This window comes from Streptomyces sp. Y1 (assembly GCF_041053115.1).
GTDB classification, from domain to species: Bacteria; Actinomycetota; Actinomycetes; order Streptomycetales; family Streptomycetaceae; genus Kitasatospora; species Kitasatospora rubellomurina.
Genome location: NZ_CP163445.1, coordinates 4,705,326 through 4,728,524, shown reverse-complemented (window position 1 = coordinate 4,728,524; position 23,199 = coordinate 4,705,326). Strand labels below are relative to the sequence as shown.

At 71.0% G+C, this 23,199-nt stretch carries 26 protein-coding genes; 10 read left to right on the top strand and 16 right to left on the bottom strand.

The genetic code is table 11. From position 1 onward, the window contains the following. Nucleotides 1-19 precede the first annotated feature (19 nt). Nucleotides 20-577 (bottom strand): NADPH-dependent FMN reductase, encoded by a 558-nt coding sequence (gene ssuE / locus AB2U05_RS20455; protein ID WP_369183895.1) that lies wholly within the window; start codon nt 575-577, stop codon nt 20-22. Nucleotides 578-905: 328 nt separating this feature from the next. On the opposite strand from ssuE, the gene AB2U05_RS20450 reads away from it, so the two are divergent. Beyond that, a complete protein-coding gene (locus AB2U05_RS20450; RefSeq protein WP_045702168.1) occupies nt 906-2,198 on the top strand; it encodes an LCP family protein in 1,293 nt (430 codons plus the stop codon). Nucleotides 2,199-2,235: 37 nt separating this feature from the next. Further along, nucleotides 2,236-2,703, top strand: a complete 468-nt coding sequence (locus AB2U05_RS20445; protein WP_052706594.1) for a hypothetical protein — start codon at nt 2,236-2,238, stop codon at nt 2,701-2,703. A 103-nt stretch (nt 2,704-2,806) separates the two neighbouring features. Here the strand turns inward: AB2U05_RS20445 and AB2U05_RS20440 are convergent, their stop codons facing one another. After that, nucleotides 2,807-3,301, bottom strand: coding sequence for a peptidylprolyl isomerase (locus AB2U05_RS20440; protein ID WP_045702170.1), 495 nt, complete (start codon nt 3,299-3,301; stop codon nt 2,807-2,809). 135 nt (nt 3,302-3,436) lie between these two features. On the opposite strand from AB2U05_RS20440, the gene AB2U05_RS20435 reads away from it, so the two are divergent. Continuing rightward, the gene (locus tag AB2U05_RS20435) at nt 3,437-3,805 is read left to right on the top strand and encodes a MerR family transcriptional regulator (RefSeq protein ID WP_045702192.1); all 369 of its coding nucleotides are present in this window, start codon (nt 3,437-3,439) and stop codon (nt 3,803-3,805) included. Nucleotides 3,806-3,811: 6 nt separating this feature from the next. Here AB2U05_RS20435 and AB2U05_RS20430 read toward each other — a convergent pair whose 3' ends face one another. The 4 genes from AB2U05_RS20430 to AB2U05_RS20415 form a co-directional block, all read right to left on the bottom strand. Then, the gene (locus AB2U05_RS20430) at nt 3,812-4,468 is read right to left on the bottom strand and encodes a class I SAM-dependent methyltransferase (RefSeq protein WP_369183894.1); all 657 of its coding nucleotides are present in this window, start codon (nt 4,466-4,468) and stop codon (nt 3,812-3,814) included. A gap of 11 nt (nt 4,469-4,479) precedes the next feature. Beyond that, nucleotides 4,480-4,962, bottom strand: a complete 483-nt coding sequence (locus AB2U05_RS20425) for a GNAT family N-acetyltransferase (RefSeq protein WP_369183893.1) — start codon at nt 4,960-4,962, stop codon at nt 4,480-4,482. A 67-nt stretch (nt 4,963-5,029) separates the two neighbouring features. Next, complete coding sequence (locus AB2U05_RS20420) at nt 5,030-5,890, bottom strand: oxidoreductase (RefSeq protein ID WP_045711935.1); 861 nt, start codon at nt 5,888-5,890, stop codon at nt 5,030-5,032. A 152-nt stretch (nt 5,891-6,042) separates the two neighbouring features. Further along, nucleotides 6,043-7,209, bottom strand: coding sequence for an acyl-CoA dehydrogenase family protein (locus AB2U05_RS20415; protein WP_369183892.1), 1,167 nt, complete (start codon nt 7,207-7,209; stop codon nt 6,043-6,045). 209 nt (nt 7,210-7,418) lie between these two features. Here AB2U05_RS20415 and AB2U05_RS20410 point away from each other — a divergent pair, with 209 nt between their 5' ends. Then, on the top strand, nt 7,419-8,756 hold the full coding sequence (locus tag AB2U05_RS20410; protein ID WP_045693374.1) for a UDP-glucose/GDP-mannose dehydrogenase family protein: 1,338 nt from the start codon (nt 7,419-7,421) through the stop codon (nt 8,754-8,756). Nucleotides 8,757-8,814: 58 nt separating this feature from the next. Beyond that, nucleotides 8,815-9,228, top strand: a complete 414-nt coding sequence (locus AB2U05_RS20405; RefSeq protein WP_045693377.1) for a CoA-binding protein — start codon at nt 8,815-8,817, stop codon at nt 9,226-9,228. On the opposite strand, the gene AB2U05_RS20400 is transcribed toward AB2U05_RS20405, so the two are convergent. Genes AB2U05_RS20400 through AB2U05_RS20390 form a run of 3 tightly spaced genes read right to left on the bottom strand, consistent with a single transcriptional unit; the run spans nt 9,225 to nt 12,136 of the window. Continuing rightward, a complete protein-coding gene (locus tag AB2U05_RS20400; protein WP_045693379.1) occupies nt 9,225-10,442 on the bottom strand; it encodes a dipeptidase in 1,218 nt (405 codons plus the stop codon). The genes AB2U05_RS20405 and AB2U05_RS20400 overlap by 4 nt on opposite strands. A gap of 33 nt (nt 10,443-10,475) precedes the next feature. Next, complete coding sequence (gene purE / locus AB2U05_RS20395) at nt 10,476-11,000, bottom strand: 5-(carboxyamino)imidazole ribonucleotide mutase (protein ID WP_045709515.1); 525 nt, start codon at nt 10,998-11,000, stop codon at nt 10,476-10,478. Continuing rightward, complete coding sequence (locus AB2U05_RS20390) at nt 10,997-12,136, bottom strand: 5-(carboxyamino)imidazole ribonucleotide synthase (protein ID WP_045693383.1); 1,140 nt, start codon at nt 12,134-12,136, stop codon at nt 10,997-10,999. The genes purE and AB2U05_RS20390 overlap by 4 nt, the downstream gene beginning before the upstream one ends. Nucleotides 12,137-12,395: 259 nt before the next feature. Here AB2U05_RS20390 and AB2U05_RS20385 point away from each other — a divergent pair, with 259 nt between their 5' ends. Next, nucleotides 12,396-12,947 (top strand): GtrA family protein, encoded by a 552-nt coding sequence (locus AB2U05_RS20385; protein WP_052706420.1) that lies wholly within the window; start codon nt 12,396-12,398, stop codon nt 12,945-12,947. A gap of 97 nt (nt 12,948-13,044) precedes the next feature. Here the strand turns inward: AB2U05_RS20385 and AB2U05_RS20380 are convergent, their stop codons facing one another. Both AB2U05_RS20380 and AB2U05_RS20375 read right to left on the bottom strand, forming a co-directional pair. Next, nucleotides 13,045-14,292 carry an ATP-binding protein gene (locus AB2U05_RS20380; RefSeq protein WP_045693385.1) on the bottom strand — a complete coding sequence of 416 codons (1,248 nt, stop codon included), beginning with the start codon at nt 14,290-14,292 and terminating at the stop codon, nt 13,045-13,047. Between the two features lie 64 nt (nt 14,293-14,356). After that, entirely contained in the window at nt 14,357-15,031 is a 675-nt protein-coding gene (locus AB2U05_RS20375) for a response regulator transcription factor (protein WP_030290974.1), read from the bottom strand. A 327-nt stretch (nt 15,032-15,358) separates the two neighbouring features. Here AB2U05_RS20375 and AB2U05_RS20370 point away from each other — a divergent pair, with 327 nt between their 5' ends. Next, the gene (locus tag AB2U05_RS20370) at nt 15,359-16,867 is read left to right on the top strand and encodes a peptide MFS transporter (protein WP_045693393.1); all 1,509 of its coding nucleotides are present in this window, start codon (nt 15,359-15,361) and stop codon (nt 16,865-16,867) included. Between the two features lie 312 nt (nt 16,868-17,179). Here the strand turns inward: AB2U05_RS20370 and AB2U05_RS20365 are convergent, their stop codons facing one another. Further along, nucleotides 17,180-18,310 carry a methyltransferase domain-containing protein gene (locus AB2U05_RS20365; RefSeq protein ID WP_045709517.1) on the bottom strand — a complete coding sequence of 377 codons (1,131 nt, stop codon included), beginning with the start codon at nt 18,308-18,310 and terminating at the stop codon, nt 17,180-17,182. A 205-nt stretch (nt 18,311-18,515) separates the two neighbouring features. On the opposite strand from AB2U05_RS20365, the gene AB2U05_RS20360 reads away from it, so the two are divergent. Beyond that, entirely contained in the window at nt 18,516-19,823 is a 1,308-nt protein-coding gene (locus tag AB2U05_RS20360; RefSeq protein ID WP_369183891.1) for a helix-turn-helix transcriptional regulator, read from the top strand. Nucleotides 19,824-19,889: 66 nt separating this feature from the next. On the opposite strand, the gene AB2U05_RS20355 is transcribed toward AB2U05_RS20360, so the two are convergent. Genes AB2U05_RS20355 through AB2U05_RS20345 form a run of 3 tightly spaced genes read right to left on the bottom strand, consistent with a single transcriptional unit; the run spans nt 19,890 to nt 20,618 of the window. Further along, nucleotides 19,890-20,021, bottom strand: a complete 132-nt coding sequence (locus tag AB2U05_RS20355) for a hypothetical protein (protein ID WP_279616818.1) — start codon at nt 20,019-20,021, stop codon at nt 19,890-19,892. After that, nucleotides 20,009-20,224, bottom strand: coding sequence for a hypothetical protein (locus AB2U05_RS20350; RefSeq protein WP_369183890.1), 216 nt, complete (start codon nt 20,222-20,224; stop codon nt 20,009-20,011). The genes AB2U05_RS20355 and AB2U05_RS20350 overlap by 13 nt, the downstream gene beginning before the upstream one ends. A 31-nt stretch (nt 20,225-20,255) precedes the next feature. Then, entirely contained in the window at nt 20,256-20,618 is a 363-nt protein-coding gene (locus tag AB2U05_RS20345; RefSeq protein WP_369183889.1) for an ATP-binding protein, read from the bottom strand. 260 nt (nt 20,619-20,878) lie between these two features. Between AB2U05_RS20345 and AB2U05_RS20340 the strand changes: the two genes are divergently transcribed. Together AB2U05_RS20340 and AB2U05_RS20335 are read left to right on the top strand one after the other, a co-directional pair. Beyond that, entirely contained in the window at nt 20,879-21,745 is an 867-nt protein-coding gene (locus tag AB2U05_RS20340; protein ID WP_369183888.1) for a helix-turn-helix domain-containing protein, read from the top strand. Next, nucleotides 21,738-21,938, top strand: coding sequence for a DUF397 domain-containing protein (locus tag AB2U05_RS20335; protein ID WP_369183887.1), 201 nt, complete (start codon nt 21,738-21,740; stop codon nt 21,936-21,938). Before AB2U05_RS20340 ends, AB2U05_RS20335 begins: the two co-directional genes overlap by 8 nt. 54 nt (nt 21,939-21,992) lie before the next feature. Here the strand turns inward: AB2U05_RS20335 and hutI are convergent, their stop codons facing one another. Further along, nucleotides 21,993-23,168 (bottom strand): imidazolonepropionase, encoded by a 1,176-nt coding sequence (hutI, locus tag AB2U05_RS20330; RefSeq protein ID WP_369183886.1) that lies wholly within the window; start codon nt 23,166-23,168, stop codon nt 21,993-21,995. Nucleotides 23,169-23,199 lie beyond the last annotated feature (31 nt).

The following is a 23,199-nucleotide window of genomic DNA, read 5'->3' as shown; positions in this document are numbered from 1 at the left end:
GGGACGCCCCGTACGGGGCTCAGCCGCAGGTCAGTGCGGGTACGGAGAGCCGCTCCAGGGCCGTCGCGAAGCCGGCCACGACCGGGGCCAGCAGCGCGTCCGACTCGCGCTCGACCCGGGTGGAGCCGTCCTCCCCGGCGGTGATGTGGCGGTCGAGCACGAACCAGCCCTGGGTGATGTGGCCGGCGCCCATCGAGCTGAGCACCGGGCGCAGCGCGTAGTCGACGGCGAGGACGTGCGCGGGCGAGCCGCCGGTGGCCAGCGGCAGGACGGCCTTGCCGGCCAGGGCGTACTGCGGGAGCACGTCCAGCAGGGCCTTCAGCAGGCCCGAGTAGGCGGCCTTGTAGACGGGGGTGCCGACGACGACGCCGTCCGCCCGGGCGAACAGCTCGGTGACGGCGACGATCTCGGGGTGGTCGAAGTCGCCGGACAGCAGGGCGTGCGCGGGCAGGCTGCGGGCCTCGAACGGGACGACGTGGTGGCCGCGGTCGGCGAGCTGCGCGTCGACGTGGCGCAGCAGGCGGGTGGTGCGGGAGGTCGCGGACGGGGAGCCGGACACGGACAGGACGGTGGCCATGGTTCACCTCTGACGGGTGGAAGCGGCGGGTGCTCGGGGCTGCTCGGGGGCGGCGTGCTGGGCGGGCGCCTCAGCCGCGACAGAGCGAGCTGGCCACACCACGGCGCAGGTCGACGTGCCGCCGACGCGTGAGTGCCCAACGCTGAACCATGCCGACGATGCAAACACGCGGTGTTCGAGCCGGTCAAGAATCGTTTCAGCAGCCGGAACGGCGGGTGTCCGGACGTTGCGGCGGAACGATCCGGTACGTGCATCAAAACTGCTACAAGAGGCCTGGAGGGCACCCCGAGGGGAGTCACCGCGGGCGGGGTCGGGCATCCTCGTCGGCATGAACACCTGGCAGGAGGGCCGCCCGGGGGGCGGCGGGAACCCGTACGGCGGCAACGGCGGAGGCGGCGCGGCCGAGCCGCCGCTGCCGGCCTCGCTGAACCCGCGCGGAGCGGGGGCGCCCGCACCGCGGCGGCCGGAGCCGCCCCGGCCGGTCGGCGGCGTCCCGGCGCAGGGGACGGGTGCTCCGGACGCGCGGCCCGGCGCGGGGTACCCGGGCGGGCCCGGCGGTCCGGGTGGCCCGGGTGGCCCCGGGCGTCCGGGCGGGCCCGGCGGGGCGCGGCCGGCCGGTGCGCCGGCCCGGCGCTGGCCGCGGCGGCGGATCGTCAAGTGGTCGGTGTTCGGCGTGCTGATCGCCGTCATGGTGACCGCCGTCTCCACCTATTTCTGGGCCGACTCCAAGCTCAACCACGAGAACGTGCTGGCCGACTACCCGGGGCGCCCGGCGGCCGGGAAGGGCACCAACTGGCTGATCGTCGGCTCGGACAGCCGCGAGGGCCTCACCGACGCCCAGATGGAGGACATGCACACCGGCCACGACGTCGAGGGCAAGCGCAGCGACTCGATGATGGTCCTGCACATCGGGGACGGCGGGAACACCCTGATGAGCATCCCGCGCGACTCCTGGGTGCCGATCCCGGAGCACCAGGGCGGCAACGGCAAGACCGTCAAGGCCACCACCTCGAAGATCAACTCGGCGTTCAACAACGGCGGCGGCCGCCTGCTGGTGCAGACCGTCGAGCAGAACACCGGCCTGCGCATCGACCACTACGCGGAGATCGGCTTCGCCGGCTTCGCGGGCATCGTCGACTCGATCGGCGGCGTCGAGATGCACATCGACCAGGACATCAAGGACAAGGACTCCGGCCTGGACCTCAAGGCCGGCGACCAGACCCTGAACGGCAAGCAGGCGCTCGCCTTCGTCCGCCAGCGCCACCAGATGGCCGACCAGGACCTCGGCCGGATGCGCAACCAGCAGAAGTTCCTCGGGGCGCTGGCCCACCAGGCCGCCTCCCCCGGCAACCTGCTGAACCCGTTCACCTTCTACCCGCTGGTCGACTCGGCGCTCGGCACCCTGATCGTCGACGAGGACTGCGGGCTGACCGACCTCGGCTCGATGTTCCTCGCCATGAAGGACGTCAACGGCGGCAGCGGCAAGAGCCTCACCGTGCCGATCGGCAACCCGGACTTCCGGACCAAGACCGGCGAGTCCGCCGTGCAGTGGGACGCCGCCAAGTCCAAGCAGGTCTTCGACGCCTTCAAGAACGACACCGCCGTGCCGGACTTCAAGTAACGGTGACGTGAAGTACCCGTGACGTCACAATGTGTGGATGTCACTCGTCTCCGCACTCGTCTACCGCCGTCGCCACCGCCTCCTGGGCCGCCTGGTCCAGGAGGCGCTCGCGCTCTACGGCATGGAGGTGCCCGCCGCCTGCGAGATCGGGCCCGGGCTGACCGTCTTCCACCGCGGCTTCGGTACCGTGCTGCATCCGTACACCACGCTCGGCGCCGGCGTGACGCTCTACAACGGCGTCACCATCGGCCGGGCCGACCCGTGGGTGCCGCAGGAGCTCAGCCCGATGCGGCGGGTGGTGGTCGAGGACGGCGCGGTGCTGTGCGCGGGCGCCAAGGTGGTGTGCAAGGAGGGCGTGCTGACCGTGGGCGCGGGCACCGTCGTCGGCGCCAACGCGGTGCTCACCCGCTCGACCGGGCCCGGCGAGGTCTGGGCCGGGGTGCCGGCCCGGAAGGTCGGCGTGCGGGAGGACTGGGTGCCCGCCCAGGCCGTCCGCGCGCCCTGAGAAGGGCCACCGCCGAAACGCCACCGCCCCGGAGTGGGAAGTCGGACCTGCCGACTTCCCACTCCGGGGCGGTACGCGTCATCCGCTCCCGTGGGGGCGGTGATTACTCGACCACGCCCGACTTGGCGATGGTGACCTTGGCCGAGGTGCGGCCGCTCTGCGAGCCCTTGGACTCGATCAGCTTGACCACGTCCATGCCCTCGACGACCTCGCCGAAGACGACGTGCTTGCCGTCCAGCCAGTCGGTCACGATGGTGGTGATGAAGAACTGCGAGCCGTTGGTGTTGCGGCCGGCGTTGGCCATCGACAGCAGGCCCGGCTTGCTGTGCTTGAGCTGGAAGTTCTCGTCCGCGAACTTCTCGCCGTAGATGCTCTTGCCGCCGGTGCCGTTGTGGTTGGTGAAGTCACCGCCCTGCAGCATGAAGGCGGGGATCACGCGGTGGAAGCCGGAGCCCTCGTAGCCGAAGCCGTTCTGGCCGGTGGCCAGCTCGCGGAAGTTCTGGGCGGTCTTCGGGACGACGTCGTCGTACAGCTTGAAGACGATGCGGCCCGACGGCACGCCGTCGATCTCGATGTCGAAGAAAACGTTGGAAGCCATGCAGGGATCATGGCACGACCGGCCGGGCCACGCGCGCCACCCCCTCGGGGCCCGAGGTCAGGGCGGCGTGTTATCCGGCGGGGCTACGATCCATGGCGGGTTCAAGCCTTCGATCGGACGGGCGGGGTGGGCGGCATGCGGATCGGTGAACTGGCCCGGCGGACCGGCGTGAGCGAGCGCTCGCTGCGCTACTACGAGCAGCAGGGCCTGCTGGTCGCCCGGCGCACCCGGGGCGGCCACCGGGAGTACCCGGAGATGGCGGTGGACCGGGTGGTCCACATCCAGGAGCTCTTCGCGGCCGGGCTGCACAGCCGCACCATCTTCAAGCTCCTCCCCTGCATGCGGGACGCCGACGGCGGCCCCAGCGCGATCGCGACCCCGCTGCTCGTCGACGAACTCGTCGCGGAGCGGGCCCGGATCGACCGGATGATCACCGACCTGCTGCGCTCGCGGGACGTGCTGGACGAGGTGATCGCCGGGGCCACCGCGGATCCCGCCGCCTAGTTCTTCCTAGGCCGCGGGCTTGCGGGCCAGCAGGTAGGCCTGCGGGGTCTTCTCGCCGGTGCTCGCCTCGCGGACCGTACGGGAGGTGACCCGCAGGCCGGCCTCCCGGAGCAGCTCCTCCACCCGCTCCGGCCGCAGCCGGCGGAAGTCCAGCGACACCGGGTGGCCGAACGGGCGGTCCTGGCGGGACGGTTCGTCGCCGACCTGGAAGGCCAGCACCAGGTGGCCGCCGGGGGCCAGCACCCGGGCGAACTCGGTGAAGACCGGCGGCAGCCGCTCGGCCGGGGTGTGGATGATCGAGTACCAGGCCAGCGCGCCGGTCAACTCACCGTCGCCGTACGGGAGGTCGAACAGCGAGCCGACCCGGAACGGCACCTGCGGGTGGTCCCGCCGGGCCAGCTCGATCATCCCCGGCGAGAGGTCCACACCGGAGACGTCGAGGCCGAGCCCGTGCAGGTGGCCGGTCACCCGGCCCGAGCCGCAGCCGAGTTCGGCCACCTTGCCGTCCGGCCGCTCGGCGCGCACCAGCTCGGCGAAGAGCGCGAGCACCGCCCGGTCCATCGGGGAGGAGGCCATCAGGCCCCCGAACATGTCGGTGTACTCGACGGCGACGGCGTCGTAGAACGCCCTGGTCTCGGTGAGGAACTCCGGTTCGCTGGTCACGGACCGGGACCCTACTCCAGGGGCTCCAACTCCCGCTCGGCGACGGCCTGGTCGCCGCTGAGCTCGCCGGTCGGGCGGAAGCCCAGGCCGGCGTAGAAGGCCTCGGGGCCGTCCGGCCCGGGGTGGTAGGTGACGGTGGCGCGGGTGCCGCCGCGGCGGCGGACCTCGGCGCAGACCTGCTCGACGGCGAAGCGGCCGTAGCCGCCGCGCTGCTGCCCGGCGTCGATCAGCAGCCGCCACAGGCCCGAGCGGGGGCGGTCGTCCGGCCGCTCGGGGTCGAAGCGGACGTCGAAGAAGGCCATCACGAAGCCGACCGGCCGCTCGCCGTCCAGGATCAGCCGGGGCCAGGCGGTGTCGCCGTGCACGTACGCCTCCGCCAGGGACGTGGCCACCGGCGCGACCAGGTGCTCCTGGTCGGGACGCACCCGCAGGGCGAGGGCGGCGTCGATGGTGGCGGGGGTGAGTTCGGCGAGGCGCAGCGCATGGGTGGACACGGCGGGCAGCCTAGAGAGCGGGGCCGCCCGCCGTCACCGGGATTTCGGTCAGGCACCGGGATTTCGGTCAGGCGCCGGCCGGGAAGTCGGTGCCGCGGCCGACAGCCTCCCAGGCCCCGAGCTCCTCGCGGGCGCCGTCGAGGTTGGCGAGGACGCCGTCCACGGCGTCGCTGCCGAGCGCGAGCCGCAGCGGGGTCGGCTCGGCGGCCAGGGCCGCCAGGATCGCCTCGGCGGCCTTCACCGGGTCGCCGGGCTGCTTGCCGTCGCTGTCCGGCAGCCCGGTGCGGACCGGGCCGACGATCGGGTCGTACGCCCCGATCGGGGCGGAGTGGGCGAGCGCGCCGCCGCCCGCGAAGCCGGTCCGGAAGGCGCCGGGCTCGACGATCAGCACCTTGATCCCGAAGCCGGCCACCTCCTTGGCCAGCGCCTCGGACAGCCCCTCCAGGGCGAACTTGGTCGCCGAGTAGGCGCCCACGCCGGGGAAGGAGAAGCGGCCGCCCATGCTGCTCATCTGCACCACCGCGCCCGAGCCCCGGGCCCGCATGTGCGGCAGCACGGCCCGGGTCAGCGCGGCCGGGCCGAAGAAGTGCAGCTCCATGAGGTCCCGCAGCTCGCGGTCGGTGGACTCCTCGACGGCGCCGATCAGGCCGCGCCCGGCGTTGTTGACCAGGACGTCGACCCGGCCGAAGCGCGCGAGCGTCTCGTCGACGGCGGCGGCGATCTGCGCCTGGTCGGTGACGTCGAGGCGGACCGGGACGACCCGGCCGGGGTGGGCGGCCGCCAGCCCGGACAGCGTCTCGGGGCGGCGGGCGGCGGCGACCACGGTGTCGCCGGCGGCCAGCGCGGCCTCGGCGACGGCCTGGCCGAAACCGGAGTTGGCGCCGGTGATCAGCCACACCCGGCCGGCGGTCTCCTGCTGCTCGGTCATCGTGTTCCTCCGTACTCTGCTGAACCACAGGGAAGTTGACGATCATTCATACACCAGGCCGATCGGCGCCGAACGGCCGCGTCCGGGAACGCCGGAGCCCCCGGCCGTGGGGGAATCGGCCGGGGGCTCCGGGGCGTCGGTTCGCGGGGGCGTTACGGCAGGTTGCGGGCCATCACGATGCGCTGGACCTGGTTGGTGCCCTCGTAGATCTGCGTGATCTTCGCGTCCCGCATCATCCGCTCCAACGGGTAGTCCCGGGTGTACCCGTACCCACCCAGCAGCTGCACCGCGTCCGTGGTCACCTCCATCGCCACGTCCGACGCGAAGCACTTCGCCGCCGCACCGAAGAACGTCAGATCACCGTCCTGCCGCTGCGACTTCGCCGCCGCCACGTACGTCATCTGCCGCGCCGCCTCCAGCTTCATCGCCATGTCCGCCAACATGAACTGGATCCCCTGGAAGTCACCGATCGGCTTCCCGAACTGCTTGCGCTCCCGCACGTAGTTCTTCGCGTAGTCCAGCGCACCCTGCGCCACACCCACCGCCTGCGCCGCGATCGTCACCCGCGTGTGGTCCAACGTCCGCATCGCCGTCGCGAACCCCGTCCCCTCCGCACCGATCATCCGATCCGCCGGAATCCGCACGTTGTCGAAGTACACCTCACGCGTCGGCGACCCCTTGATCCCCAACTTCTTCTCCGGAGCCCCGAACGACACCCCCGCGTCGCCCTTCTCCACCACGAACGCCGAGATCCCCTTCGAACGCTTCTCCGGGTCCGTCACCGCCATCACCGTGTAGAACTCCGACACCCCCGCATTGGTGATCCAGCGCTTCACACCGTTCAGCACCCAGAAGTCACCGTCCCGCACCGCCCGCGTCGACATCCCCGCCGCGTCCGAACCCGCCTCCGGCTCCGACAGGCAGTACGAGAACATCCCCTCACCCCGCGCCAGCGCACCCAGGTACTTCGCCTTCAACTCCGGCGAACCCGACAACTGCACCGGCAACGACCCCAGCTTGTTCACCGCCGGAATCAACGACGAGGACACGCACACCCGCGCGACCTCCTCGATCACGATCACCGTCGCCAACGCGTCCGCCCCCGCACCACCGAACTCCTCCGGCACGTGCACCGCGTGCAGATCGTTCGCCGTCAGCGCGTCCAACGCCTCCTGCGGGAACCGACCCTGCTCGTCCACCTCCGCCGCATACGGAGCGATCTTCGCCTCGGCCAGCGAACGCACCGCCTCGCGAAGCATCTGGTGCTCCTCGGAGATCCGGAAGAGGTCGAAGTCCGCCGCGCCCGCGCTGCCCGCCATGATGCCTGCCTCGTCGTCCAGTGACCGTGCCGGTCGGAGCCCGACCGGCGTCGATTCTGCGGTTAACTACCGTTCAGTACCGATCCTAGGGCTCCGACCTGCGGCTGCCTAGGAGGTCCGGGCGAGCGGGCGGCCCCCGGGAGCGGCCGCCGGGGCGGATAGCATCTGGGGGCACCTGTCCTGGTCGAACCCGTACCAAAGGGGACCCCGTGACCCTCCGCATCTCCGTGATCGGCACCGGCTACCTCGGCGCCACGCATGCCGCCGCGATGGCCGAGTTCGGCTTCGAGGTGCTGGGCCTGGACATCGACCCGGACAAGATCGCCACACTGACCGCCGGCCGCGTCCCGATGTACGAGCCGGGGCTGTCCGAGCTGCTGGTCAAGCACGTGGCCGGGCACCGGGGTTCGACCGGGCGGCTGCGCTTCACCACCTCCGTCGAGGAGGTCGCGGAGTTCGCCGACGTGCACTTCGTCTGCGTCAACACCCCGCAGCGCAAGGGCGAGTTCGCGGCCGACATGTCCTACGTGGACGCCGCGATCGAGGGCCTGGCGCCGCACCTGACCCGGCCCGTCCTGGTGGTCGGCAAGTCCACCGTGCCGGTCGGTTCGGCGGCCCGGCTGGCCGAGCGGCTGGCCGCGCTGGCGCCGGTCGGCGAGGGCGCCGAGCTGGCCTGGAACCCGGAGTTCCTGCGCGAGGGGTTCGCCGTCCAGGACACCCTGCGGCCGGACCGGATCGTGGTCGGCGCGCGGAGCGAGCGGGCCGAGCAGCTGCTGCGCGAGGTGTACGCCGAGCCGATCGCCGCCGGGGTGCCGTTCCTGGTCACCGACTACGCGACCTCCGAGCTGGTGAAGGCCGCCGCGAACTCCTTCCTGGCCACCAAGATCTCCTTCATCAACGCGATGGCCGAGGTCTGCGAGGCGGCCGGCGCCGACGTCACGATGCTCTCCACCGCCCTCGGGCACGACGAGCGGATCGGCCGCAAGTTCCTCAACTCCGGCCTCGGCTTCGGCGGCGGCTGCCTGCCCAAGGACATCCGGGCGTTCATGGCCCGGGCCGGCGAGCTGGGGGCCGACCAGGCGCTGACCTTCCTGCGCGAGGTCGACTCGATCAACATGCGGCGCCGCTCCCGGATGGTCGAGCTGGCCCGCGAGCAGTGCGGCGGCGGCTTCCTGGGCCGCCGGGTCGCCGTGCTCGGCGCCGCGTTCAAGCCCAACTCGGACGACATCCGGGACTCCCCCGCGCTCAACGTGGCCGCCCAGATCCAGCTCCAGGGCGCCCAGGTCACCGTCTACGACCCGAAGGCCGTGGACAACGCGCGCAAGATGTTCCCCTCGCTCACCTACGCGGACTCCGCCCTGGAAGCCGCCGAGGGCGCCCACGTCGTCCTCCACCTCACCGAGTGGGCCGAGTTCCGCGAGCTGGACCCGGCCGAGCTCGGCGCCGTCGTCGCCGAACGCCGCCTCCTCGACGGCCGCAACGTCCTCGACGCCGACGCCTGGCGCGCCGCCGGCTGGACCTACCGCGCCCTCGGCCGCCCCAGCTGACCCCCACCGGCCCTCCGGGGGCGGGAATCCCCCTCGGGGGTATGCCGTTGTCACCGGTATGACGAGCTACGGCGACGAGGCGGCGGTCCGCGAGATCCTGACCGGCAGTGGCGACACCTGGGCGGTGGTGGGCCTGTCCACCAACACGGCCCGGGCCGCGTACGGGGTGGCGCGGGTGCTGCAGAAGTACGGCAAGCGGATCGTGCCGGTGCACCCGAAGGCCGAGACGGTCCTCGGGGAGCAGGGGTACGCCTCGCTCGCCGAGATCCCGTTCCCGGTCGACGTGGTGGACGTCTTCGTGAACAGCGCGCTGGCCGGCGAGGTGGCCGACCAGGCGGTGGCGGTGGGGGCGAAGGCGGTCTGGTTCCAGCTGGGCGTGGTGGACGAGGCCGCGTACGGGCGGACGCGGGCGGCCGGGCTCGCCATGGTGATGGACAAGTGCCCGGCCATCGAGATCCCGCTGCTGGACTAGGAGTCGGCGCCGCCGTCCAGCCGGCCGATGGTGGCGATGGACGGGCGGCGGGTGGCGCGCAGGGAAGCCGCCACCGACTCGGCGTCGCGCAGGACGCGGACGGCGTTGTGCCAGGTGAGCTTGGCCAGGTCGGCCTCCGACCAGTGCCGGCCGAGGAGTTCGGCGACCAGGTTGGGGTAGCCGGCCACCGAGTCGAGGCCGTCCGGCAGGAAGGCGGTGCCGTCGAAGTCGCCGCCGATGCCGATGTGGTCGATGCCGGCGACCTCGCGCATGTGGTCGAGGTGGTCGGCGACGGTGGCCGGGGTGGCGATCGGGCGCGGGTGGGCGGCCTCGAAGGCGCGCTGGCACGCCATGGCGGGCGGGGTGGTGTCCAGCGGGTGGAAGCCGTGGGCGCGCATGTTCTCGTCGGCGGCCAGCGTCCACTCGATGGCGGCGGGCAGGATGAACTTCGGCACGAAGGTGGCCATCGCCACGCCGCCGTTGGCCGGCAGCTGGGCGAGCACGTCGTCCGGGATGTTGCGCGGGTGGTCGCAGACGGCGCGGGCGGAGGAGTGCGAGAAGACCACGGGCGCCTCGGTGACCCGCAGGGCGTCGCGCATGGTGTCGGCGGAGACGTGCGAGAGGTCGACCAGCATGCCGAGCCGGTTCATCTCCCGGACGACCTCCTCGCCGAACCGGGTCAGGCCGCCGGCCGCCGGCTTGTCGGTCGCGGAGTCGGCCCACGGCACGTTGTCGTTGTGGGTGAGCGTCAGGTAGCGCACGCCGAGCTCGTACAGGGCCCGCAGGGTGGCGAGCGAGCAGTCGATGGAGTGGCCGCCCTCGGCGCCCATCAGCGAGGCGATCCGGCCCTCGGCGCGGGCGGCCTCGACGTCCGCGGCGGTACGGGCCAGGCGGAGGCGGTCGGGGTAGCGCTCGACCAGGGCGTGGACGAAGTCGACCTGCTCCAGGGTGGCGCTGACGGCGTGGTCGCCGGCCAGCGAGGCGGGCACGTAGACGGACCAGAACTGCGCGCCGACCCCGCCCTCCGCGAGGCGGGCGAGGTCGGTGTGCAGGCGGTCGCTCTGGTCGGCGGCGAGGTCGACCGCGCCGAGGTCGTACCCGGCGTGCTCGCGCATCGCCCACGGGAGGTCGTTGTGGCCGTCCACCACGGGGGCGGTGCGCAGCAGGGCGCGGGCCCGGTCCAGCGGGGTCGGGGAGTCCAGCTCAGAGGTCATGCGAGCTGTTCTACCCCAACCCCGCCCGCGGGGTTACTTGCCGAAGCCGAAGGAGCCGGAACCGGCCACCTTGGCGCGCAGCTTCTTGCCCTTCTCGGTGGCCTGGCTGTTCAGCTCGGCCTGGAAGTCGGTCATCCGCTCGGTGAGCTCGGGGTCGAACGCGGCGAGCATGCGCACCGCGAGCAGGCCCGCGTTGCGCGCGCCGGCCACCGAGACGGTCGCCACCGGGACGCCGGCCGGCATCTGGACGATCGAGAGCAGGCTGTCCATGCCGTCCAGGTAGCGCAGCGGCACCGGCACGCCGATGACCGGCAGCGGAGTGACGGAGGCCAGCATGCCCGGCAGGTGGGCGGCGCCGCCGGCGCCGGCGATGATCGCCTTCAGGCCGCGCCGGTGGGCGTTCTCGCCGTACTCGACCATCTCGCGCGGCATCCGGTGCGCGGAGACGACGTCCACCTCGTAGGGGATCTCGAACTCGTCGAGGGCCTGGGCGGCGGCCTCCATGACGGGCCAGTCGGAGTCCGAGCCCATCACGATGCCAACGACAGGGGAAGTCATTCGGTGATCGTTCCTCGCAGGTAGGCGGCCGCATGGCGGGCGCGCTCGCGGACGTCGTCGAGGTCGTCCCCGAAGACGTTGACGTGGCCGACCTTGCGGCCGGGCTTCACGTCCTTCCCGTACATGTGGATGCGCAGGCCCGGGTCGCGGGCCATGCAGTGCAGGAAGGCGTGGTACATGTCCGGGTAGTCGCCGCCGAGGACGTTGACCATGACGGTCCACTTGGCGCGCGGCCGGGGGTCGCCGAGCGGGAGGTCGAGGACGGCCCGCAGGTGGTTCTCGAACTGCGAGGTGACCGCGCCGTCCTGGGTCCAGTGCCCGGAGTTGTGCGGGCGCATGGCGAGCTCGTTGACGAGGATGCGGCCGTCCCGGGTCTGGAACAGCTCGACGGCGAGGTGGCCGACGATGCCGAGCTCGCCGGCGATCCGCAGGGCGAGCTGCTGGGCCTCGTCGGAGAGGGCCGGGTCGAGGTCCGGCGCGGGGGCGGTGACCTCGGCGCAGACGCCGTTCTCCTGGACGCTCTCGACGACCGGGTAGGCGACGGCCTGGCCGCTGGGCGAGCGGACGACGTTGGCGGCGAGCTCGCGGACGAAGTCGACCTTCTCCTCGGCCAGCACCGGGACGCCGGCGAGGAACGGCGCGTGCGCCTGCTGCTCGTCGTCGACGACCCAGACGCCCTTGCCGTCGTAGCCGCCGCGGACGGTCTTCAGGACGACGGGGTAGCCGGCGCCCTCGTTCGCGAAAGCGGTCACGTCGGCGGGGTCGGCGACCAGCCGGTGCCGGGGGCAGGGCACGTCGATGGAGTCCAGCTTGGCCCGCATCACGCCCTTGTCCTGGGCGTTGACCAGGGCCTCCGGGCCGGGGCGCACGGCGATGCCGTCCGCCTCCAGGGCGCGCAGGTGCTCGGTCGGCACGTGCTCGTGGTCGAAGGTGATCACGTCGCAGCCGGCGGCGAAGGCGCGCAGGGTGTCGAGGTCGCGGTAGTCACCGAGGACGACCTCGGAGACGACCTGCGCGGCGGAGTCCTGGGGAGTGTCGGCGAGGAGTTTGAACCTGACCCCCAGCGGGATGCCCGCCTGGTGTGCCATGCGGGCCAACTGCCCGCCGCCGATCATGCCCACCACTGGAAAATTCACATTGCCCGGGGAAGTCACGCGGCCCAGGATATCCGGGCCGGTGGGAGGTGGTGGAGCCGCCTGCGGGCCGTGAGTACTGGACGCGCGTAGATGTCAACCCCCGCTCCGGACGGCTGAGCTGTTCGATGGAAGCGGGTAGCCTGGACGGCTAGGTCCTCGTCACCGCGATCTGATCATGTGCGTGCACGCAGGACTCAAGGGGTGGCTCCGGCCCGATGGGACACCCTTTCGTCCCGCAGGTACATGGAGGCAGCCCGGTATGGCGACGACCGAAGCTTCGAAGCCCACGCTCGTGCAGAAGCTGCGCGGGCTGTCGGGCGAGGTGGTGAAGTTCGGCATCGTCGGCCTGGTCGGCGTCTTCGTGAACTTCGGCGTGTCCAACGCCGTCCTGCACCTGACCGGCTGGGCGCCCGTGCGCTGCTCGGTGATCGGGACGGCCGTGGCCATCGCCGCCAACTACCTCGGGTACCGCTACTGGGTCTACCGCGACAGCGACGCGGCCTCGCGCCGACGTGAGATCACGCTCTTCCTGATCTTCAGTGGTGTCGGGATGCTCATCGAGAACGGCACCGTCTGGTTCGCGACCTACACTCTCGGCCTGCACGGCACGCTCGCCTACAACGTCTCCAAGGCGTTCGGCACCGGCCTCGGCACCCTGTTCCGCTTCTTCTCCTACCGCACCTGGGTCTTCAAGGCGCTGCCCGAACCCGTCGAGGTGCCCGCGCAGGCCGCCGGAACCGGCCACGAGCTGGCCGCCCAGGCCGAGCTGATGCTGGCCGCCGAGCAGATCCGGTACGCCAAGGCCGAGTGACGGCCCCGGGCGCCTGTTCGGTCCGTATGACCTCGGCTCGGTCCTCGTGGCCGCCGCTCAGTCCTCATGGCCGCGGGTCAGTCCGCGTGGCCGCGGCTCAGTCCTCGTGGCTGCGGCCGAGGAAGAGCGCGAAGACCGGCGGCCGCAGCGAGAGCAGTTCCAGCCGGCCGCCGTCCGCCTCCGCGAGGTCGCGGGCGACGGCCAGGCCGATCCCGGTGGAGTTGCGGCCGCTGACCGCGCGCTCGAACACCCGGTTGCCGAGGTCGGCCGGCACGCCCGGGCCCTGGTCCTGCACCTCGACGACCGCCGAGGTGCCGGAGGGCCGGACCCGCACGGTGATCGTCCCGGCGCCGTGCATCAGCGAGTTCTCGATCAGGGTCGCCAGCACCTGGGCGACCGTCCCCGGGGTGCCGACCGCGGTGATCCCGCGCAGGCCCTCCAGCGAGAGCACCCGGCCGCGCTCGCGCAGCGTCGGGCCCCACTCCTCCACCTGCTGCTTGATGACGTCGTCCAGGTCGAAGGCGACGGCGGTGGGGCTGCGCGGGTCGCGCTGGGTGGTGAGCAGCCGCTGGACGACGTCGGTGAGCCGCTCGACCTGCTGGAGGGCGATGGTCGCCTCCTCCCGGACGGTCTCCGGGTCCTCGGCGAGCGCGGTGATCTCCTCCAGCCGCATGGAGAGCGCGGTGAGCGGGGTGCGCAGCTGGTGCGAGGCGTCGGCGGCGAGCCGGCGCTCGGCGGTGAGCATCCGGGCGATCCGCTCGGCGCTGGTGTCCAGCACCTCGGCGACCCGGTCGAGTTCGGGCACGCCGTAGCGGCGGTCGCGCGGGCGGGGGTCGCCGGAGCCGAGCCGTTCGGCGATCTCGGCGAGGTCGGTGAGCGGGCGGGCGAGCCGCTTGGCCTGCCAGACGGCGAGCGCCACGGCGGCCTGGACGGCCAGCAGGGCGACCACGCCGAGCAGCAGCAGCATGTTGGCGATCTCGTGGTCGACGTCCTCGCGGGACTGCTCGACGGTGACGATCACGCCGCTGCTGCTGCCGCGCTCGACGGCCTTCAGCAGGTGGTCCCCGGCCGGGCGCTCCCCGGCCGAGACCACGTCCAGGCCCGGGAGCTGCACCTCGACGTAGCTGCCCCCGGTCACCTGGCTCTCGAAGGAGCGGCTGTTCACCGGCTCCTTGGCGCCGATCCGGCCCTCGACCAGGTCGAGCACCCGGACGGCGGTCGCGTCGACCCGGTCCCGGGCGGCGTTGACGATGGTGCGCTTCTCGACCAGGGCGAGCGGTACGCAGAACACCACGACCACCACCAGGACGACGCCCAGCAGCGAGTTGATCATCCGGCGTTTCACGCTGCCGCTCCCCGAGTGTTCCGCTGTGTCGGCCGGTGCCCGGCCGTGGTGTCCCGCTCGGGGGCTAATTCTTCTCGAACCGGAAGCCCACCCCGCGCACGGTGGCGATGTAGCGCGGGTTCGCCGCGTCGTCGCCGAGCTTCTTGCGGAGCCAGGAGATGTGCATGTCGAGGGTCTTGGTGGAGGTCCACCAGGTGGTGTCCCAGACCTGCCGCATGATCTCCTCGCGGGTGACCACCCGGCCGGCGTCCCGGACGAGCACGCGCAGCAGCTCGAACTCCTTGGCGGAGAGCGTCAGCTCCTCCTCGCCGAGCCAGGCGCGGTGCGACTCGATGTCGATCTTCACGCCGTGCGCGCCGGTGGTCAGCTGGTCGACGTTGCCGCGCCGGAGCAGGGCCCGGACGCGGGCGAGCAGTTCGGCCAGGCGGAAGGGCTTGGTGACGTAGTCGTCGGCGCCGGCGTCCAGGCCGACCACCGTGTCGACCTCGTCCGCGCGCGCGGTCAGCACCAGCACCGGGCAGCTCTTGCCGTCCGCGCGCAGGCGGCGGCAGACCTCCAGGCCGTCCATCTCGGGCAGGCCGAGGTCGAGGACGACGAGGTCGACCTCCTCGGTGAGGCCGGCGGCCAGTGCGGTCGGACCGTCCTCGCGGACGAGCACCTCATAGCCCTCGCGTCGCAGGGCCCGGGCGAGGGGTTCGGAGATCGCCGGATCGTCCTCGGCGAGCAGCACACAGGTCATGTGGTGATGGTAGTCCGCCGGGGTATGCCCGTACGCCCTGTGAGGTAGTTCACAGAGCGTGATCGTTATACAGGGGCTCTGCGCGGGTCAACGCGGCGTTGCCGACCGGCCGTTCGGCGAAGAATCGCCCCCTGGATCTTGAATCCGAAGGAAGACACGCCCACTTACCATGGATCGATCGGAAAGCTCCGCTTCCAACTTCGTTATTCACGCACATGATTCGTGGCGTTTGTCATCTGATAACGCCAAATGTCGCCACGTAGAGTGGTTTGAGTTCGTCCGCCGCACCCCCCTAGGCGGACGCTGTCAGGCAAGGAACCACTACTCATGGCGTCTACGACCCTTGAAGCCGGCACCACGTCGGCCTCTCCCGTCGGCAAGACCTTCCTCGGGCACCCCCGGGGGCTCGCCACGCTCTTCATGAGCGAGATGTGGGAGCGCTTCAGCTACTACGGCATGCGCGCCCTGCTGGTGCTCTACATGTCCACCGCCATCACGGACGGCGGCCTGGGCATGAAGATGGCCGTGGCGGCAGCCATCTACAGCGTGTACACCGCCATGGTCTACCTGCTGGCCCTCCCCGGCGGCTGGATCGCCGACCGCTTCCTGGGCGCCCGCAAGACCGTCGCGCTCGGCGGGTCGATCATCATGATCGGCCACTTCCTGCTGGCGGTGCCGTTCAAGGCGTCGTTCTTCGCCGGCCTCGCCTTCGTCGCGATCGGCTCGGGCCTGCTCAAGGCCAACATCTCGACGATGGTCGGCCACCTCTACGACGGCCCGAACGACCCGCGCCGTGACGGTGGCTTCACCATCTTCTACATGGGCGTGAACCTCGGTGCCTTCCTGGCCCCGCTGGTCATCGGCACCATCGGCCAGGACGTCAGCTGGCACCTGGGCTTCGCCCTGGCCGGCGTCGGCATGGCCCTCGGCCTCGCCCAGTTCCTGCTCGGCACCCGCCACCTGAGCCCGAAGAGCGACGTGGTCACCTCGCCGATCAGCGCCGAGGAGAAGAGCAAGGTCTTCAAGCTGGCCGGCCTCTGGCTGGCCGCCGCGGTCCTCTTCTACGGCGTCGTCGCCGGCACCGGCCACTTCACCGTCGACTGGGCCGTCTGGCCGCTGTCCATCCTGGGCATCCTGCTGCCGGCCTTCGTCTTCACCAAGGTGAAGCGCGACAAGGACCTCACCGCCGCCGAGCGCTCCAAGATGAGCGGCTACATCTGGTTCTTCGTCGCCGCCGCCATCTTCTGGATGATCTACGAGCAGTCCGGCTCGACGCTGAGCCTCTTCGCCAAGAAGAACACCGCGTCCACGCTGTTCGGCTTCGACTTCCCGTCCAGCTGGTTCCAGTCGCTGAACCCGCTCTACATCATGGCGCTGGCCCCGGTCTTCGCCTGGCTGTGGGTCGCGCTGTCCCGCCGGGCCAAGAACCCCAGCACCACCGTGAAGTTCGCCTTCGGCCTGGTCATGGTCGGCGCCTCCTTCCTGGTGATGATGATGGCGATGGCCGCCGCCCACGGCGGCGCCAAGGTCACCCCGCTGTGGCTGGCCATGGTCTACCTGATCCAGACCGTCGGCGAGCTCACCGTCTCCCCGGTCGGCCTCTCGGTCACCACCAAGCTGGCCCCGGCGAAGTACGCCAGCCAGATGATGGGCGTCTGGTTCCTCGCCGTCACCGCGGGCAACTGCGTCTCGGCGATCCTGCAGCTCGTCCTCGGCGACGACGTGGTCGGCAGCACCGGGTACTTCGCGGTCCAGGGCGCCCTGGCCGTGGTCGCCGGTGTCGCCCTGTGGCTGTACCGCAAGCGCGTGGTCGCACTGATGGGCGACGTGCACTGACGTCGGCCTGACACGGCCCCGGGGCCGCCGCGGATTCCTGAGATCCGCGGCGGCCCCGGTCGTTTTCCCGGGTGGACCCGGCCCGCTCCTCGATGTTCGAGGAGCGGGCCGTTCTGATTCAGGAGGTGATCAGGTTGCGGACCGCGTCGCTGACGTCGGGCAGGGCGCTGGGCCGGGCCCCCTGGCGGGCGTCGTGCTCGGTCAGGACGATCGGCTCGGTCTTCTCCACGGTGACGGCGAAGTTGAACTGGCGGGTGGTGCCGCCGCGGCTGTACTCGTAGTCGAAGGGCCCGAGGTCTCGCGGGTCTGGGGTCAGGGCAGGACTTTGCCGGGGGCGTCCAGCCAGACGGACTGTGCGCCGTCCGGGGCGATGGTCACGCCGAACCGGCGAAGGTCCGGCTTGCCCTCCTCCAGCCACCACAGGCGGGCGCCGGCCACCTCGTCCCACAGCCGACGAGCCCCGGACTGGTGAACGGCATCCTCGGCGTCCCACCCGGCGTAGCGGACGGACGCCCGGGAGCCCGCGCCGTCCGAGAGCCGCATGCGAAAGGTGGCACTCGGGTCGGCCTCGTCCCAGACGTGTTCGTACCGGACGCCCGGCACCCGCAGGCCGATGGCGAATGCGGCGTTCACGTCCTCCAGCGCCAACTCCGGGTCCATCGCGGAAGGGCCCCGATGCTCCGGCACGCCAGCCGGTTCGCTCACGGCGTGCGGGCGTTGTGCCCGCATCCACATGAACGAGACGTCATCGACGAAGCGGCCGTGAGTCGGCTTGCCCGACTCACCGACCTCCAGCCGGAGCAACCCGGCGTTCGCGTACGGGGTGCCCCAGGGGGTCACGATGATGCCGCCGGGGCGGGTCTGCTCGATCCACGCGAGGGGCACTCGCTGAACGGCCGCAGTCGAGTGGATGCGGTCGTACGGGCCACCGGCCGGGTAGCCGAGAAGGCCGTCGCCGACGATCCGGCCGGGCTTCAACCCGATCTCTGCCAAGCGCTCCCCGGCTGCGGCGGCCACCTCCGGGTCGACCTCGATCGTCGTCACGGCCCCGTCGCCAAGTCGATTGCACAGCAGGGCACTTGTCCAGCCGGTTCCGGTGCCGATGTCGAGCACCGTGTTTCCGTCTGCCACGTCCAGGTGGCGGAGCATGGACGCGACCAGGGACGGCATGGACGCGGACGACGTGGCGACGCCGGGCCCGTCCTCGTCTCCGTCGTCGACCTGCGTGACGACCACGCCGTCTGCGTTCACCAACGCCCACCAGGCGTCCGGTTCGTCGGCCTTGGTGATCCGCCGGTAGCCGGTCGGAGCGTCCTCGTCCGGGGTCCACACGGTGTCCGGAATGAAGGCAGAGCGCGGGGCGCGCTCGAACGCGCCCCGCCACTCCTCGCCCAGCGCGCCGGCCTCGGTGAGGTCCGCGAGCAACTGCGCGTACTGGTCCATCAGTTCGGGCTCACTTCTTCTTCGGCGGGTTGGTGACGGACTTGGTCCACTGGCCGTCCGACTCCTTCGGCGACTGCTTCTCCTTCGGTGTGCGTCGAGTACAGCCCAACTCGCCGTCACCGAACAGGCATTGTCTGTAGTCCCGGGGTTGTCCCGTCTTCGCTGGCAGTAGGCTCGCGGTCACTGTCGATGATGGGATTGGCCCGTGGACGACCCGATCCGGCACCCCCTCGCCTACGCACGCGTGCTGCGCGGCTGGTCCCAGGGCGACCTTGTCGCCCACCTCGACCGGGCTGCCCGCCGCCACGGGCTCCTCTCCGGTGCTGACAAGGCGGCCGTCAGCCGGTGGGAGAACTGGCGCAAGACGCCGAACCTCGACTCCCAGCTCCTGATCGCCGAAGCTTTCGGCGTCCAGGCTTCAGAGATGGAGGCGTACGGCTGGCCCTACTGGCTGCCCGGACGCGACGAACCGCTGCCGCTGGGGTCCGGCTACACCGTTCAAGCACTCCACGATGCACAGAGAGCTTCCATGGACCGACGCAGCTTCATGACCTACAGCGCCATCTCGCTGGCTGGCCTCGCCGCCCAGTGGGCCACGATCGAACCCGAACGCCTCACCTCACCCCTCGAGGGCAAGCAGGTGGACACCGAACTCGTGGACTGGCTGGAGGACACCAGCACGAAGCTGACGGCCCTGCCCACCGAACAGCGCCAGCACACGATCCGCCTGATGGACGCCCACCTTGCCACGGTGACCGAGCTGATCGGGGACGGCCGCTACAGCGAGAACACCGGCCGCAGGCTGCACCTGCTGGCGGCCTCGCTCGCCACCACCTGCGGATGGCACCGCTTCGACCACGGTCAGCACTGGGCGGCCGGGAAGCTGTGGGGTGCGGCGCTGCAGTCCGCGCACGCCGCCGGCGACCGCGACCACGGCGCCGGGGTGCTCTCGGACTTCGCCTACCAGTCGAACTGGCTCGGCGAACCGAAGGTCTCCGTGGACCAGCTCGGATACGCCCTGTCCGGCATCGAACACCCCGCCGCTCGGTCCCTGCTGTTCCTCCGCCGGGCCAGGGCCCATGCCGCGCTTGGCGATCGCTCCGCCTGCTACCGCGACCTGTCCGAGGCCGAATCCGCTCTCGCCGTCGAGGCCGTCGACCCCGCACCCAGCTGGTGCGCGTGGATGAGCCCGGCCGACCTCGCCGTGGACTCCGGCCAGTGCCTCCTAGACCTTGGCCGAACCGACGAGGCCCACGCCCGGATCGCCGAGGGCATGACCCTGCTGCCCCGCTCCAGGGACAAGACACGCGGCATCTTCCTGACCTACCAAGCCAAGGGCTACCTCCAGGCCAACGACGTCGAGCAAGCGCTCGCCGTCAGCAGCGAGTCGCTCGACCTGGCCACCCGCATCGGCGCCCCGAGGTGCGTTGCCCTGGTCCGCGGCCTAGCTCCGGCCTTCAAGCCCTACCACCAGGTCGACGGCGTCCCGGAGCTCCTGGAGCGGTTGAAGTAGCTGAGCACACCAGTTGGGGAATCCCGCGAGGCCCTCGCCCTGGGTGGGCGAGGGCCTTCGCGTGTTTCAGTGCTGCTCGTCGCGGTCCTCGGGGCGGGGCATCCGGAGGGTCGCGAGGACGCCGAGGGCCACGGTGGCGATCGCGAGCGCGAGTAGCGCGACAAGGGCCGCGCCGACGAAGAAGTTCACCGGTGCCACGCCTCGTTCCGCTCCAGGTCGCGGAGCAGGTGGAGGAGGTTGAGGAGCGTGCTGATCGGCGCGTTGCCGAAGTCGACCAGGATGCGGCCGTCGAGGGTCGTCTCGCCGGGCGAGGCGGAGCCCCAGAGGAGCCCGTACGGCATGCCGCGCCGGTTCAACTCGCCGAGGAGCGACGTGATGTGGGCCTCGGTGTAGTCGCGCATCCGGGGTCGTCCGGCGCGACGGGGTCCCGGGTCACGCGAGGAGGTCCAGCTCGTACCAGGTGGTCTTGCCGCGCTTCTGCGGGTCGACGCCCCAGCGGTGGGTGAGGCCGGCGACGAGCTGGAGGCCCCGGCCGGTCTCGGCGAGGTCGGTGGGGGTGCGCGGCTGCGGGAGGGCGTCGCTCTCGTCGGAGACGGTGACCCGGAGGGTGCGGTCGAGGATGGAGAACCAGACGACGGGCGCGGGGGTGTCGCCGTGGCGCCAGGCGTTGGTGATCAGCTCCATCAGGGCGAGTTCGGCGTTGAAGATGGTCTCGGCGTCCCAGCCGCTGCGGATCATGGCGTCGCGCAGGGCCTGTCGGGAGAGGGTGAGCGAGGGGGTGTTACGGATGCACACGGGAACCTCCGTGAGGCTGTGGTGTGGGAGAGGTGATGACGGTCGTCGCCGTGAGCCAGGCCGGGATACGGATGCTCTTCGGTGCGCGGGCAGCAGGCGCCTACTGCCTTGGATGCAGGCATTACTGACGATCCGTTGGATCGAGCTGAGGATGACGATAGCGCGGAGCGCCACAGATTTGTGGCGAAGCAGAAGAAGTTCCCTCTAACGTGGCAGCCCCTCTCGGGCAGACTGGTCCCACGACTTGCAGGGAGGACTCCATGGCGCTTCGCTCGAATCCAACTCTCCGTCAACTGCGCCTGGGTGCCGAGCTACGCCGGATGCGGGAGCAGGCGGGCCTCGGCGGGAGCCAACTCGCCCGCGCGTTGGGCATCAACCCTGCCCATGTGACGCAGATGGAGAATGGCAGGACCGGCATCAGCGTCGAACGCCTGCGCACGATTGCGGCATTGTGCATGTGCGTCAACGAGCCTCTGATCGAGGCGTTGGCAGCTATCATCACGGATCGCGAGAAGGGCGGCTGGTGGGAGGACTACCGCGGGACCCTCTCGAGCGACTTCCTTGAGGTCGCCGAGATCGAAGGCCATGCAAGCGGGCTCTCGACCTACACGATGGCCTTCATCCCCGGGCTGCTCCAGACCAGTGGATACACGTCTGCCGTCTTCGATCGAGCCTTGACGCCTCTTCCGCGCCACGAGGTCGACCTGAGAACTACATTCCGCGTCCGACGACGAGAGCTTCTTCTATCCGGTGCGACACCGTACTCCGCCTATATCCATGAGGCTGCCTTGCGGATGCAGTTCAGCGGACCGCAGGTCCAAGCCGAACAGCTCTGCAGCCTCATCGAGGACTCCGGGCGCCCAAAGGTTTCGATCCGAGTCGTGATGTTCGATGTAGATACGCTTCCGCTCAACTACGAGAACTTCACGTATGTCGCAGGCCCGGTTCAGGAGCTCGACACCGTGCAGGTGGACTCCGCTGTCGGCAACGTACTCTTCGATGCGCCGGCTCACATCGCCAGGTTTCGCTCCATGCTCGCCCGGCTCGATTCAGCGGCTCTATCCGAAGACGACTCCCGAGAGTTCATTCGATCCATCAAGAAGGATATGGAAAGCACACATGTCTAACTCTGCCTGGCAGAAGTCCAGTTACTCCGGCTCTAACTCCGACTGTGTCGAGGTGCGGACCGCCGACGGGTTGATCGAACTCCGCGAGTCCGACGAGGGCGACGTCATCGTCCGGACCACCCGCCTCAACCTCGCCGACTTCCTCCAGGGCGCCAAGGCCGGCGAGTTCGACCACCTCACGACCAACGCCTGAACAGCACGTCGCCCCGTCGAGCACCGGCTCGACGGGGCGACGTTGATCAAGGGCTCAGACCTCTCGGACGCCTGCGCGCCAGACCGCCGCCGTCAGCGGGACGCCCGGGCGGTACGCCAGGTGGACGTGGGAGGGGGCGTCGAGCAGGAGCAGGTCGGCGCGGGCGCCGACTGTGATCGTCCCGACGTCGGTGCGGCGGAGGGCGTGGGCGCCACCCGCCGTCGCGGACCACACCGCCTCGTCGGGGGTCATGCCCATTTCCCGTACGGCCACCGCGATGCAGAACGCCATCGAGCTGGTGAAGCTGGAGCCGGGGTTGCAGTCCGTCGAGAGCGCCACCAGCGCGCCCGCGTCCAGCAGCCGGCGCCCGCTCGGGTACTCGGCCCGGGTGGAGAACTCCGCGCCCGGCAGCAGCGTCGCGACCGTCGCCGATCCCGCCAGCGCTGCCACGTCCTCGTCCGTCAGGTGCGTGCAGTGGTCCGCCGACGCAGCTCCCAGCTCCACCGCGAGCTGCACGCCCGGCCCGTACGTGAGCTGGTTGGCGTGCACCCGGGGGGTGAGGCCGCGCTCGATGCCCGCCGTCAAAACAGCCCGCGCCTGGTCGCCGTCGAAGGCGCCCTTCTCGCAGAACACGTCCACCCACCGGGCGTGCGGCGCGCAGGCGTCCAGCATCTCGCCGGTCACCAGATCCACGTACCCCGCCGGGTCCTCGGCGTACTCGGGGGCCACGATGTGCGCGCCCAGGTACGTCGTCTCCGGCGTGTACTGAGCCGCGATCCGCAGCGCCCGCGCCTCGTCCTCGACCGTCAGCCCGTAGCCGGACTTGCACTCGATCGTGGTGGTGCCCTGGCGCAGCGCCTCCCGGACGAACCCGGCCAGGTTCGCCTCCAGTTCGGCATCACTCGCCGCCCGGGTCGCCGCCACCGTCGTCCGGATCCCGCCCGCCGAGTACGACTGCCCGGACATCCGGGCGTTGAACTCGGCGGTGCGGTCGCCCGCGAACACCAGGTGGGCGTGCGAGTCGACGAAGCCGGGCAGCAGCGCCCGACCCTCGGCGTCGAAGCGCTCGTCCGCCGCCGGGGCCTGGGCCGCCGGGCCGACCCACGCGACGGTGTCGCCGTCGAGCACCACGGCCGCGTCGGTCAGCAGGCCGAGCGGCCCGGCGCCCTGCCCGGGGTCGTTGGTGACCAGGCTGCCGATGCCCGTGATCAAGGTGGTCCTGGTGCTCAAGACAACGCCTTCCGAAGAGAGTCGTAGAGGG

Excerpts from the sequence above, each read along its gene's own strand:
- AB2U05_RS20335 (WP_369183887.1), top strand. The coding sequence starts at position 21,738 with ATGTCTAACTCTGCCTGGCAGAAGTCCAGTTACTCCGGCTCTAACTCC.
- AB2U05_RS20415 (WP_369183892.1), bottom strand. The coding sequence starts at position 7,209 with ATGGCGGGCAGCGCGGGCGCGGCGGACTTCGACCTCTTCCGGATCTCC.
- AB2U05_RS20405 (WP_045693377.1), top strand. The coding sequence starts at position 8,815 with ATGACGAGCTACGGCGACGAGGCGGCGGTCCGCGAGATCCTGACCGGC.
- AB2U05_RS20340 (WP_369183888.1), top strand. The coding sequence starts at position 20,879 with ATGGCGCTTCGCTCGAATCCAACTCTCCGTCAACTGCGCCTGGGTGCC.
- AB2U05_RS20365 (WP_045709517.1), bottom strand. The coding sequence starts at position 18,310 with ATGGACCAGTACGCGCAGTTGCTCGCGGACCTCACCGAGGCCGGCGCG.
- AB2U05_RS20435 (WP_045702192.1), top strand. The coding sequence starts at position 3,437 with ATGCGGATCGGTGAACTGGCCCGGCGGACCGGCGTGAGCGAGCGCTCG.
- AB2U05_RS20370 (WP_045693393.1), top strand. The coding sequence starts at position 15,359 with ATGGCGTCTACGACCCTTGAAGCCGGCACCACGTCGGCCTCTCCCGTC.
- AB2U05_RS20350 (WP_369183890.1), bottom strand. The coding sequence starts at position 20,224 with ATGCGCGACTACACCGAGGCCCACATCACGTCGCTCCTCGGCGAGTTG.
- AB2U05_RS20400 (WP_045693379.1), bottom strand. The coding sequence starts at position 10,442 with ATGACCTCTGAGCTGGACTCCCCGACCCCGCTGGACCGGGCCCGCGCC.
- purE (WP_045709515.1), bottom strand. The coding sequence starts at position 11,000 with ATGACTTCCCCTGTCGTTGGCATCGTGATGGGCTCGGACTCCGACTGG.
- AB2U05_RS20450 (WP_045702168.1), top strand. The coding sequence starts at position 906 with ATGAACACCTGGCAGGAGGGCCGCCCGGGGGGCGGCGGGAACCCGTAC.
- AB2U05_RS20385 (WP_052706420.1), top strand. The coding sequence starts at position 12,396 with ATGGCGACGACCGAAGCTTCGAAGCCCACGCTCGTGCAGAAGCTGCGC.
- AB2U05_RS20420 (WP_045711935.1), bottom strand. The coding sequence starts at position 5,890 with ATGACCGAGCAGCAGGAGACCGCCGGCCGGGTGTGGCTGATCACCGGC.
- ssuE (WP_369183895.1), bottom strand. The coding sequence starts at position 577 with ATGGCCACCGTCCTGTCCGTGTCCGGCTCCCCGTCCGCGACCTCCCGC.
- AB2U05_RS20445 (WP_052706594.1), top strand. The coding sequence starts at position 2,236 with ATGTCACTCGTCTCCGCACTCGTCTACCGCCGTCGCCACCGCCTCCTG.
- AB2U05_RS20375 (WP_030290974.1), bottom strand. The coding sequence starts at position 15,031 with ATGACCTGTGTGCTGCTCGCCGAGGACGATCCGGCGATCTCCGAACCC.
- AB2U05_RS20440 (WP_045702170.1), bottom strand. The coding sequence starts at position 3,301 with ATGGCTTCCAACGTTTTCTTCGACATCGAGATCGACGGCGTGCCGTCG.